This window comes from Polynucleobacter sp. Latsch14-2 (assembly GCF_018881925.1).
Classification (GTDB): domain Bacteria; phylum Pseudomonadota; class Gammaproteobacteria; order Burkholderiales; family Burkholderiaceae; genus Polynucleobacter.
Map to the genome: position 1 here is coordinate 32,775 of NZ_JACVPL010000011.1, position 12,189 is coordinate 44,963.

Annotated in this window: 12 protein-coding genes; all 12 read left to right on the top strand. The window is 46.6% G+C overall.

What is annotated here, in order from left to right; genetic code table 11:
- The first annotated feature begins 6 nt into the window (after nucleotides 1-6).
- The 12 genes from ICN46_RS09425 (at nucleotide 7) to ICN46_RS09480 (ending at nucleotide 12,180) form a co-directional block, all read left to right on the top strand.
- A complete protein-coding gene (locus ICN46_RS09425; RefSeq protein ID WP_216207852.1) occupies nucleotides 7-654 on the top strand; it encodes a DUF47 domain-containing protein in 648 nt (215 codons plus the stop codon).
- Between the two features lie 11 nt (nucleotides 655-665).
- On the top strand, nucleotides 666-1,676 hold the full coding sequence (locus ICN46_RS09430; RefSeq protein ID WP_216207853.1) for an inorganic phosphate transporter: 1,011 nt from the start codon (nucleotides 666-668) through the stop codon (nucleotides 1,674-1,676).
- Nucleotides 1,677-1,821: 145 nt separating this feature from the next.
- A complete protein-coding gene (apbC, locus tag ICN46_RS09435; protein ID WP_216207854.1) occupies nucleotides 1,822-2,910 on the top strand; it encodes an iron-sulfur cluster carrier protein ApbC in 1,089 nt (362 codons plus the stop codon).
- A gap of 24 nt (nucleotides 2,911-2,934) precedes the next feature.
- A complete protein-coding gene (locus tag ICN46_RS09440) occupies nucleotides 2,935-3,456 on the top strand; it encodes a DUF3305 domain-containing protein (protein WP_370625524.1) in 522 nt (173 codons plus the stop codon).
- Nucleotides 3,456-4,034, top strand: coding sequence for a DUF3306 domain-containing protein (locus ICN46_RS09445; RefSeq protein WP_216207856.1), 579 nt, complete (start codon nucleotides 3,456-3,458; stop codon nucleotides 4,032-4,034). The genes ICN46_RS09440 and ICN46_RS09445 overlap by 1 nt, the downstream gene beginning before the upstream one ends.
- Nucleotides 4,031-6,121, top strand: coding sequence for a 4Fe-4S binding protein (locus ICN46_RS09450; protein WP_216207857.1), 2,091 nt, complete (start codon nucleotides 4,031-4,033; stop codon nucleotides 6,119-6,121). The genes ICN46_RS09445 and ICN46_RS09450 overlap by 4 nt, the downstream gene beginning before the upstream one ends.
- The gene (locus tag ICN46_RS09455) at nucleotides 6,118-6,762 is read left to right on the top strand and encodes a TorD/DmsD family molecular chaperone (RefSeq protein ID WP_216207858.1); all 645 of its coding nucleotides are present in this window, start codon (nucleotides 6,118-6,120) and stop codon (nucleotides 6,760-6,762) included. Before ICN46_RS09450 ends, ICN46_RS09455 begins: the two co-directional genes overlap by 4 nt.
- A gap of 120 nt (nucleotides 6,763-6,882) precedes the next feature.
- Nucleotides 6,883-7,104, top strand: a complete 222-nt coding sequence (locus tag ICN46_RS09460) for a formate dehydrogenase (protein ID WP_216207860.1) — start codon at nucleotides 6,883-6,885, stop codon at nucleotides 7,102-7,104.
- 68 nt (nucleotides 7,105-7,172) lie between these two features.
- Nucleotides 7,173-10,157, top strand: a complete 2,985-nt coding sequence (locus ICN46_RS09465) for a formate dehydrogenase subunit alpha (protein WP_216207862.1) — start codon at nucleotides 7,173-7,175, stop codon at nucleotides 10,155-10,157.
- A 27-nt stretch (nucleotides 10,158-10,184) separates the two neighbouring features.
- Complete coding sequence (gene fdh3B / locus ICN46_RS09470) at nucleotides 10,185-10,844, top strand: formate dehydrogenase FDH3 subunit beta (protein ID WP_216207864.1); 660 nt, start codon at nucleotides 10,185-10,187, stop codon at nucleotides 10,842-10,844.
- Entirely contained in the window at nucleotides 10,841-11,077 is a 237-nt protein-coding gene (locus ICN46_RS09475; protein WP_216207866.1) for a hypothetical protein, read from the top strand. Before fdh3B ends, ICN46_RS09475 begins: the two co-directional genes overlap by 4 nt.
- A 47-nt stretch (nucleotides 11,078-11,124) precedes the next feature.
- Nucleotides 11,125-12,180: a formate dehydrogenase subunit gamma gene (locus ICN46_RS09480; RefSeq protein ID WP_216207868.1), complete on the top strand. Its 1,056-nt coding sequence runs from the start codon at nucleotides 11,125-11,127 to the stop codon at nucleotides 12,178-12,180.
- The last annotated feature ends 9 nt before the right edge of the window (nucleotides 12,181-12,189 follow it).

A 12,189-nucleotide genomic window follows, 5' to 3' on the forward strand; every position in this document is an offset into this window, starting at 1 on the left:
TGATTTATGTTCTTCAGTAAGCTAATGCCTCACGATGGGAACTTTTTTGTACTGTTTAATCAGCATGCCGAGCAAATTGTGGCAGCCTCTGAATCTTTTCTAAAGTTCATTGAGCACTATAACGATGAGGCTCTGCGTGCTAAGTACACCCTAGAAATAGATCAAGCGGAGCACGCCTGTGATGATGTCGTAAAAGAGGTGCACCGTCGTCTTCATAAAACATTTATCACCCCGATCGACCGTGATCAAATTTTTTCGTTAATCAATACCATGGATGATGTGGCTGATTTGATTCAGAATGGTACTGAGGCTATGCACCTTTATAACGTCAAGCAAATGACGGAAGAGATGTTGCATATGGCTCAGCTGTGCAATCAATGCTGTATCAGCATGAAAAATGCAGTTGCTACCCTAAAAGATATTTCTGATCCTGAGGTGGCAAAAGCTGCCCTGAAGACTTGCGATGAGATTGATCATCTTGAGTCTGGTGCGGACCGCCTGCTCTCAACGGCAATTACGAGATTGTTTCGCGAGGAAACTGAAGTACGTGAACTGATTAAATTGCAGCGCATTTATGAATTGCTTGAAGAGGTTACCGATAAATGTGAAGACGTTGCCAACTTAGTTGAGGGCATCGTTCTTGAGAACTCTTAAGGCGTACTAAATTGCCTTCAATACAAACTGCTTTTTGGGTGGTGGCACTGTTGGTGGTGCTAGCCTTAGCCTTTGATTTCATGAATGGTTTTCATGATGCGGCAAACTCTATCGCCACAGTAGTCTCCACAGGCGTTTTGAAGCCGCAGCAGGCAGTTATTTTTGCGGCATTCTTTAACTTTCTCGCAATTTTTATTTTTCATTTAAGTGTTGCGGCAACCGTCGGCAAGGGGATTGTTCACCCATCATCAGTCGATTTGCATGTGATCTTTGGCGCACTAATTGGCGCAATCATTTGGAATATCTTGACCTGGTATTACGGCATCCCCTCTAGCTCCTCTCATGCCTTAATTGGGGGGCTAGTTGGTGCCACTATACCAAAAGCTGGTTTCGCAGGCTTGGTTTGGTCCGGCATTATTAAAACAGTCGCCTTTATTTTTATATCACCGTTTGTTGGCTTCTTGCTCGGTTCGCTGATGATGCTTTTGGTAGCTTGGGTTTGTAGAAATGTGAACGTGGCGAAAACGGATCGCTGGTTACGTCGTTTGCAATTGGTATCGGCTAGTGCTTACAGCTTGGGTCATGGTGGCAATGATGCGCAAAAAACCATTGGCATTATTTGGCTTCTACTGATTATTACTGGCTACGCTGAAGCTGGGGCAAGCATGCCGCCAATGTGGACCATTATTGGCTGCTATATAGCAATTGCCATGGGTACGATGTTTGGCGGTTGGCGGATTGTTAAAACGATGGGGCAAAAACTTACCAAGCTCAAACCAGTAGGCGGCTTTTGCGCTGAGACGGGCGGAGCAATGACTTTATTTGCCGCAACAGCCCTGGGCGTTCCCGTATCAACTACCCATACTATTACTGGGGCTATTGTTGGTGTTGGCTCTACCCGTCGTGCCAGTGCAGTTCGTTGGGGTGTAGCTGGTAACATCGTTTGGGCTTGGATCTTTACGATTCCAGCCACTGCAATGATGTCTATGGCAGTCTATTACTTGAGTCTTTGGCTCTTCTAAATCTACCTGTTGAGTTGGGCGCGCTGATCTTCAGCAAAGAATCCCTTGTGCGGTTAATCTACCCACTATTCAAAAATTAGCAACAATAGATCAATTAATGTATTTGGCTACCCAGTTTTGGTGTAGCTATTCTTAGGAGAATGTAGTGGCAGTCACGATTGAAGTCGTACAGGCAGCGCTAAAAGGTCTAGTCGACCCCAATACTCAAGTTGACTTTGTAACAGCTAAGGCGGTTAAAAATTTGCGCGTTGAAGGTGGCGACATCTCTTTGGATATTTCTTTGGGATATCCAGCAAAAAGCCAATTTGATGCAATCCGTAAATCGGTGATTGCTGTTTTGCGTAATCTGCCTGAGGTTAAAAATGTTAGCGTTAATGTGGGTAGTCAAATTGTTTCGCATGCAGTTCAGCGCGGGGTGAAGTTATTACCAGGCGTTAAAAATATTATTGCGATTGCAAGCGGCAAAGGTGGCGTTGGTAAATCCACCACTGCCGTAAATCTCGCATTGGCTTTGGCAGCAGAGGGTGCTCAAGTGGGTGTTTTGGATGCTGATATCTATGGCCCCAGTCAGCCGATGATGCTTGGCATTACTGGCAGACCAGAATCGATTGAAGAAAATACTATTGAACCTATGGAAGGCCATGGTTTACAAGCAAGCTCTATTGGTTTCTTAATCGAGGAAGATGCACCCATGGTGTGGCGTGGCCCCATGGTCACCTCTGCTTTAGAGCAATTACTACGTCAAACGCGGTGGCGTGATTTGGATTACCTGATTGTTGATATGCCCCCAGGTACAGGAGACATACAATTAACGCTCGCACAAAAGGTGCCTGTTACTGGCGCTGTTATTGTCACCACCCCTCAGGATATCGCCTTGCTCGATGCGCGCAAAGGCCTCAAAATGTTTGAGAAGGTCGGCGTCCCTATCATTGGCATTATTGAGAACATGAGCACTTACGTATGCCCCAAATGCAGTCATGAAGAGCATATCTTTGGCTCTGGCGGCGGCGAGAAGATGTGCAAGGAGTATGGAACTGATTTCTTGGGGGCTTTGCCATTAAATCTTTCCATTCGTGAGCAGGCAGATGCAGGACGCCCTACGGTAGTTGCGGAGCCGGATGGCGCAATTAGTGCTATCTATAAAAATATCGCTAGACAGGTCGCAATTCGAGTTGCTACTCTCTCCAAGGATATGAGTAGTAAGTTTCCCAACATCGTTGTTCAAAATACCTGAGGATTTATGCGCTTTGCGGTAGTAATGCGTAAACAGAATATCGATAACCCATGGATTTCATTCAAATGGGTGCCGCAAGAGGTGTTGCCCGATTTTGGTGAATTTTCATCCACTACAAAGCACGGTAATCAGATTTCTGGACAGTTTCTGGCGCGTGATGATGGTGGTGAATCTTGGCTCTTTACTGGATACGAGCTGAATTTATTTCCAGATGAGGCTGAAGGTTACTATCTGAATTTATCCGCTACCAAGCCATGTTGGTTCGTGATGTGGCGTCTAGAGGAGGATATTGAGCGCTATATTGATGGGCAATTTATAGCCCTTGCTAAATCAGATACAACTATCGCAGTACCTCATCGCTTATCCGTTAGCTATAACGAGGCGGGGCGCCTATTGGATGGTGGTGAGTCAGTGGATAGCATTCCAATGACTGTTGAACATGCTTCTTGGTTGCAAGAGTATGTGAATGAGCATTATCACCCTGAGCCTAAAAAGCGCCACCGCCCTCAATCATTTAAGGGCGCCGATCGCCCGCTGGAAAAATAATGGCGGGCGGCTTTTTAAATCGGTGGTCACGTCGTAAAGCGGGCGAACCAGCAGGGCTGGAAAAACCCCCAGCGGAATTAGCTCGTCAGGCAGAGCCCGCTACCCCCGAAGTGCTCGATGCTCAAACGCAGAAGCGGGATCTTTTAGTGCCAGCCACCCTAGACGATGTCGAGAAGATTGATCGGTTTGCTCCTGATTTTTCTGCTTTTATGCAACCAGGAGTGGATCCCGCCGTTCAGCAAGCCGCCCTGAAGAAAATGTTTTCAGACCCCCATTTCAATGTAATGGATGGTTTAGATATTTATATTGATGATTACTCTAAGCCTGACCCAATTCCTTTGGAAATGCTCAAGCGTATGGTGCAGTCAGATATGTTGAATATTTTCCGCAAGGGTGAGGGCAGTGCAGAGGAGGGTGAAAAGCAAACTGCCGCTACTGCTCTCGAAGGCAGTGAACAGCATCGGCTATCTGGCGATCAAGTTGATTTAACATCCCCACATTCAAGTGCTGATTTAGGAGGGGTTTCCTCAGACAGCACTCCTTCGGATCGAAAAAATATTGAAGAAAATGATTCATGAGCCAAAAATTAGTCTGTAACTGCAACGGCACAATGCCATTGGATTCGAAGGCATTAGGTGTCACGCTGCATACCTCTTTGTGTCGACAGGAGGTAGGTTCTTTTCTGAAAGCGTTGGATGGCGATGATTCACTGATAGTCGCTTGTACGCAAGAGGGCGCATTATTTCAAGAGTTGGCCACCCAAGCTGAAAAACCATTAATAGCACCACTACGTTTTGTAAATATTCGTGAAGTAGCTGGTTGGACTCAGGAGGCTAAGAATTCTGGGCCTAAGATTGCTGCGCTGCTTGCTTTGGCGGATATGCCAGAGGCCGACCCTGTTCCTGTTGTGAACTACGAGAGTCAAGGTAGATTATTCATTATTGGCCCCGGCTATCAAGCCTTACCCTGGGCTGAAAAATTAAGCGACTCACTTGATGTCTCAGTTTTGTGCACCGAGCCAAGCCCTCTGCCGATCGCCAGAAACTTCCCAGTCTATACCGGAAGCCTGACTAAGTTAGATGGCTATCTTGGCAATTTTTCGGTCAATTGGGATTTGCAAAACCCAATTGATCCAGAAATGTGTACGCGTTGTGGTGCTTGTGTTGACGCTTGCCCGGAAAATGCAATTGATGATGCATTCCAGATTGATTTAGATAAATGCAAATCACATCGTGCCTGCGTTACCGCTTGCGCTGGTATTGGCGCCATTCAGTTTGCTAGGGTTGAACGTCAGCGTACTGCAGAATTTGATTTGATTATGGATTTACGTGTTGATCCAATGATGCGTATGAGTCAGACTCCTCAGGGATATTTTGCACCTGGAAAAGATCCGCTTGAGCAAGCACTTGCTGCCAACCAGTTACTTGAATTCATTGGCGAGTTTGAAAAGCCCAAATACTTTTCCTATAACGAAAAGATCTGTGCTCATGGGCGCAACGGCAAAGTGGGTTGCAGTGCCTGTGTTGATGTTTGCTCTACCGGCGCAATTAGCTCTTTATTTAAGAGTGGATTGGGCACGGTCGAAGTCAATCCAAATCTTTGTATGGGTTGCGGTGCTTGTTCCACAGTTTGTCCATCTGGCGCAATGCGCTACAACTACCCAAGCGTTGAACACCAAGGTAAAGAAATAAAACTACTGGCTAATGTATTTAGCGCAGAGAGTCTTAAGGCGCAGCAGGTCACCGCGCCGAGCCTTTTACTCCATTCGCTTAAGGTTGGTTCATCACTGATTGATTTGCTAGGACGCGCAGCGCATTTAAGACCCAAGCACTACGAAGGTTTGCCTTCATTTGTTCTGCCTTATGGCATTGAGCATATTGCCTCTACTGGCTTGGAGCTTTGGCTAGGGGCTCTCAGTTATGGTTTTGGTGAAGTTATCCTACTAATGAGTGGCGATGAAGATCCTGCTTATCGCAATGCATTGGAAACTCAAAGTGCCTTAGCGAATGCCATCTTGAGCACCTATGGATTTGATGCTCGCATTCAACTGGTCCAAGCTAGTGGTGCTGATGATCTCGAACCAGTTTCACTTGCTATGGGTAAGTTGCGTCAGCGGGGTCCATTGCTGCAGGTGTGTACTCCTGCAACTTTTGGTTTAAGTAATCAAAAGCGCGAGACTCTTGAGGCTCTTTTAGAGCATTTTCAAAAACAGTCCAAGACGTCTATTCCAGACGAGGGTGCTGCATTGCCAAAGTCCTCGCTCTTGGGTGGAATCAGTATTAATAAAGAAGCCTGCACCCTTTGTATGTCTTGTGTCGGTAGTTGTCCAGAAGGTGCGCTATTGGATAATCCAGAAGAGCCCAAGCTGTCTTTTATTGAAAAGCAATGTGTACAGTGCGGCATTTGTGTGCAGACTTGCCCGGAGCAGGCGCTTGCCTTGAGCCCGCGACTATTGACTGTTGAGCGTCGCAAACAAAGGGTGGATCTTAATGAGACCCAAGCCTTTCATTGCATTAGCTGCGGAAAACCTTTCGGTACTTTGAAAATGGTTGATCTGATGCTAACCAAGTTGGGTGCGCATGGGGCCTTTGCTGGTGCCGCCATGGACAGGCTCAAGATGTGCAGTGATTGTCGAGTGGTCGATATGGTGAAAAAAGAAACATGAGTGAACAAGCAAAAGAAAATACCTCTACCGAAGTGGGTGATGTCGGTCTACCAGAAGATCTTGCTAGGGCCGACTTATATGGCTTAATTGCTAGACTCTTTCATCAGCCACCAGATCAAGATTTGCTAAATCAAATTGCCGCCTCCATTCCCGAGGGGCAAGAAAGCCAGGCAGATGATGCTCCCTTATCTAAGGTTTGGCATAGCGTCGTTGAAGTAGCCAAATCCAATACGGCAAAAGCTTGGCACGATGAGTTTGATTTGAACTTTATTAGTGTAGGGCGCCCGAACGTTGTGCTCAACGGGTCTTTTTATATGGCGGGTCATTTAAATGAGCGGCCCTTAGTTGAAATCCGTCGCGCTCTGGAGAGCTTTGGATTGGAATCGGCTGAAGAGGTGACCGAGACTGAGGACCATATTTCTGCGCTGTGCGAAGTAATGCGTTACTTGATTGCTGGGGATGATGTTGAAATATCAAACCTTACTAATCAAAGGGTCTTTTTCAATGACCATATTCGCCCTTGGTATGACGAATTGTGCGATGCAATAGAAGATATCCCTGAGATGCATCTGTACCATCCGGTAGCCGCTCTCACCAGAGAATTTCTAGCCATTGAAGGGCAGGGCTTTGACATGATTTGATGTTGCGATGCAATAACAACATGATTTACCAATACACGCCAAATATTTCGAAGATGTGTCAAAAGTGCCATTTCCATTTACACTTGACCAAAGTCAAGTTTCACCAAATAGGAGCATAAGATGAGCGCTAAATCTAAAACTGTCGTAAACGAAGAGGGCAAACCTTCTCGCCGTACATTTTTCATCGGTGCAGGCGCCGCAGTCGGTGCCGTGGCAGTGGCTTCACAAACCACTATTGGTAAGGCAGTCATTCAAGAGATTGGCAGTAGCGTTAAAGGTAAAGATGACGGTTACCAGTTATCCGAACATGTCCGTAAATATTACAAAACAGCTTTGCTGTAATCAGTTGATATCGCCCCATCATATTCATTGCTGTTAATAAATAAAAAAATTCTTTCCAGGGAAAACATATGAGTCTGACTCGTAAATCCAATACCCCACAAAGTAGTCGTTCAGTACCCAGCTCACGTCTAATCGGCAGCCTAGCGCGCGGGCTTAAAGCTGCGGTACCCACAATGGATCGACGCACTTTCTTAAAGCGGTCCGGAGTTGGTGTTGGTGCCGGTATTGCTGCTAGTCAATTAAGTTTGGTGCAAAAAGCCGTAGCTGAGCCAAGTAAGGCTATGCTAGACGGTAAGGGTAAGATTGAAGTGAAACGATCGATTTGTACCCACTGCTCAGTAGGTTGTGCGGTTGATGCCACAGTTGAGAATGGCGTCTGGGTACGTCAAGACCCTGTTTTTGATTCCCCAATCAATATGGGCGCGCATTGCGCCAAAGGTGCAGCACTGCGTGAGCATGGTCACGGAGACTTCCGTTTGCGTTACCCAATGAAGTTGGTGGATGGCAAGTATGAAAGAATTTCTTGGGATCAGGCTTTAACAGAGATTACTGCGCAGATGAAAGATCTCCGCACAAAGTACAGCCCTGATTCCTTGTTCTTTATTGGCTCCTCCAAGCACAATAATGAGCAGGCTTATTTATTACGTAAGTGGGTTTCATTCTTTGGAACCAACAACACAGACCATCAGGCGCGTATTTGTCACTCCACAACGGTTGCCGGTGTTGCAAACACGTGGGGCTATGGTGCAATGACCAATAGCTATAACGACATGATGAATGCCAAGGCTGCCTTATACATTGGCTCTAATGCTGCTGAAGCTCATCCCGTGTCCATGCTCAGCCTGTTACATGCAAAAGAAAATGGTTGCAAGGTCATTGTGGTTGATCCGCGCTATACCCGAACTGCAGCTAAGTCTGATCAGTATGTGCGCATTCGTTCTGGTTCCGACATTCCTTTCCTGTTTGGCGTTCTGTATCACATCTTTAATAACGGTTGGGAAGATAAGAAGTACATCAATGACCGCGTATACGGCATGGATGAGATTCGCAAAGAAGTGATGGAGAAGTGGACCCCCGCGAACGTTGAGCAGGCCTGTGGTGTTCCAGAGGCTCAGGTCTATCAAGTAGCCAAGACCATGGCGCAGAACCGCCCAAGTACGCTAGTTTGGTGTATGGGTCAAACACAACACACCATTGGTAATGCGATGGTTCGTGCTTCATGTATTTTGCAGTTAGCTCTAGGCAACGTCGGTAAATCTGGTGGCGGTACGAATATTTTCCGTGGTCACGATAACGTTCAGGGCGCCACAGACGTAGGCCCTAATCCAGATTCATTGCCAGGCTACTATGGTCTTGCAGCCGGCTCGTGGAAGCACTTTGCCGCTGTTTGGGGCGTTGACTACGAGTGGATTAAAGGCCGTTATGCGCCAGACATGATGGAGAAATCCGGCACAACAGTTTCTCGTTGGGTTGATGCTGTTCTCGAAAAGAATGACATGATCGATCAGCAGACCAATGTAAAAGGTTTGTTCTTCTGGGGCCACGCGCCTAACTCACAAACTCGCGGCCTCGATATGAAGCGCGCGATGAATAAGTTGGATTTGTTGGTGGTGGTAGATCCATATCCAAGCGCGACAGCAGCCATGGCGGCAATGCCTCCAGCTGAAGGCGATGTTGTTAATAAAAATCGCAACGTGTACTTGTTGCCGGCGACAACCCAGTTTGAAACTAGCGGCTCTGCGACAGCTTCTAATCGTTCACTTCAGTGGCGCGAGAAAGTCATTGATCCATTATTTGAGTCTGTTCCTGACCATGTGATCATGCAAGCTTTTGCTGACCGCTTAGGTTTTGGTCAAGAGTTATCGGCCAATTACAAAATGCTGAACTCCAAGTTTGCCGGTAAGCAGTGGAGAGAGCCACAGGTTGAGGATATCTTGCGTGAGATTAATCGTTCGTGCTGGACGATTGGTTACACCGGCCAAACTCCTGAGCGTCTCAAAGCGCACATGAGAATGGTTGGCACATTTGATCCTAAGACCCTGAAATCACGTGGTGGCGTTGACCCAGTATCCGGTTACGACACTACTGGTGATTACTATGGCCTGCCTTGGCCTTGCTATGGTACGGCTGCAATTAAGCATCCAGGCTCACCTAATCTCTACGACACCAGTAAGAGTGTGATGGAAGGCGGCGGTAATTTCCGCGCCAACTTCGGGGTTGAGAGAGAAGGTAAGTCCTTGTTAGCTGAGGATGGTTCCCACTCTAAAGGTTCTGCTATTACCACTGGATATCCTGAGTTCGATCATGTGTTCATGAAGAAACTGGGTTGGTGGGATCAACTTACCGATGAAGAGAAGAAGCTGGCTGAAGGCAAGAACTGGAAAACTGACTTATCCGGCGGTATTCAGCGAGTGGTGATGAAGAATGGTTGTCATCCATTTGGCAATGCAAAGGCACGCGCAGTAGTTTGGAATTTCCCTGATGCCATTCCAATTCACCGTGAGGCTTTGTACAGTACTAATGAGCCAATGATGCGTAAGTATCCAACTGCGGCTGACAAGAAGAATTTCTGGCGCTTACCAACGCTTTATAAAACCGTTCAAGATAAGAATTTATCCGAGAAGCTGTATGAGAAGTTCCCGATCATTTTGACTTCTGGCCGTCTGGTTGAGTACGAGGGTGGTGGCGATGAAACCCGTTCTAATCCATGGCTGGCAGAGCTGCAACAAGAAAACTTTGTTGAGATCAACCCTAAGGCAGCTGAAGCCCGTGGCATTAAGAATTGGGAATATGTTTGGGTGAAGTCACCAACTGGGGCCAGAATTAAAGTGCGCGCTTTAGTGACTGAGCGCGTGGATCAAGGAACTGCATTTGTGCCATTTCACTTTGCCGGTTGGTGGCAGGGTGCAGACTTGCGTAAATACTATCCTGAGGGCGCCGCCCCAATTGTTCAGGGTGAAGCGGTTAATACTGCAACAACATATGGTTATGACATGGTGACAATGATGCAAGAAACCAAAACTACCATGTGTCAAATCGAAAAATTTGCCTAAGTTAAAAAATAAAGTCAGGAGAACACCATGGCAAGAATGAAATTTATTTGTGATACCGAGCGTTGCATTGAGTGCAACGGCTGCGTCACTGCTTGTAAAAATGAGAATGAAGTTCCTTGGGGCGTTAACCGTCGTCGTGTGGTTACTGTCAATGATGGCATTATTGGCCAAGAAAAATCTGTATCTGTAGCCTGTATGCACTGCTCTGATGCACCTTGCATGGCGGTCTGCCCAGTGGATTGCTTTTACCGCACTGACGAAGGCGTGGTTTTGCATGACAAAGATATTTGTATTGGTTGTGGATATTGCTCATTTGCCTGCCCATTTGGTGCGCCTCAATTCTTGAGTAAGGGTGCTTTTGGTGTACGTAGCAAGATGGATAAGTGCACATTCTGTAGCGGCGGCCCAGAAGCGAATGGCAGTGTTGCAGAGTTTGAGAAATATGGCCGCAATCGTCTGGCGGAAGGTAAATTGCCTCTATGTGCCGAGATGTGCTCAACCAAGGCCTTGATTGGTGGCGATAGCGAGATTATTTCAAGCATCTATAACAAGCGTGTGGCAGTTCGCGAGTCAAATGGTAAGTACGCCGGGTCTAATATCTTTGGTTGGTCTACAGCTTATGGTCCTTCAGGATCAGCTGCGCCAACCCCAACCCCTGCTGACAAAATTCCTGGAGCAAAATCATGAAATTGAATTTCAAAACTCTGGGAGTCTGTTTGGTAGCAGGAGTATTACTTGCTGCTTGTTCTGAACCTCCTGAGATTGCTGCTAAAGCTGCCAAGCGTCCTGACGTTGCCCCATACATGGGGGCTGACAATGGCTTTATGACCAAGGGTTGGACGCCAGGCAATCAAGGAAGCTGGACGGAGGCGATTAATAAGCGCAATCAGAGTCAATCTGAGTATTCACGCGTTAAGTGATCAGTTAAACAACAATAAAGATAACGAAGACGTTTAAGGACATTTGTATGAATCGATCATTCTCTAGTGTTAGTCGCTCTTGGGTTCTGGCTCTTGGCATTTCGCTAAGTCTCCTAAGTGGGGTCTGTTTGGCGGAACGTGCGCCGATGGATCCGCTTCCATCGCCAAGTGGTATTGATATCCCCAAGAATTTGAATGCCATCCCAAATGGTACTCAAGCTCAATCACAACCAGCGAACAGTGCGCCTGCTAGCGGTCCAATTTGGGAGTCTGCCAATAGTGATCCACTGAACTATGTCAGCATTCCTGATAAGCAAGCTGGGGTATTAATTCAGAGGGCGGGTCAACAATGGCGCTTGATTCGCAATGGAATCATTACAGTTTATGGTGGCTGGCTTTTGGCATTTGCCTTTTTTGGCATCATTGCGATGTATACAGTGAAAGGCTCCATTAAATTGCACGAGCCCTTATCTGGTGTCATGGTGAAGCGTTTTAATGGCTTAGATCGTTTTACTCATTGGACTATGGCAGCAAGCTTTTTAGCGCTTGCATTTACGGGTCTGATGATTTTGTACGGGAAGTACTTTGCTTTGCCGCTGATGGGTGGCATGGCTTATGGATCCTTCTTGATGGTTTGCAAGAACATTCACAACTTCACCGGCCCTTTATTCACATTGAGTATTGTGGTCTTCTTTATCCTATTTGTTCGCAAGAACATTTTTGGTGAAGGTGATATGGCATGGCTACTTTCTTTTGGTGGCATCTTCTCCGGCAAACATGTTCCAGCAGGATTCTTTAATTTTGGTGAAAAGTTTTGGTTCTGGTTTGGTATGGTTTTCTTGGGTCTTACGATCTCAGCCTCAGGCTTTGTGCTCGATATGATCGTGCCCTTTATGGATGTTCAATATTGGCGCGGCACAATGCAACTGGCAAATATTATTCATAGCTCAGCAGCACTATTGATGACGACAATGGCAATGGGGCATATTTACATCGGAACGATTGGCATGCAAGGTTCAATTGATGGCATGAAGACTGGCTATGTTGATGCTACATGGGCTAAAGAACACCATGAGATTTGGTATAACAAGATCAATAAATAAGGACAAAGC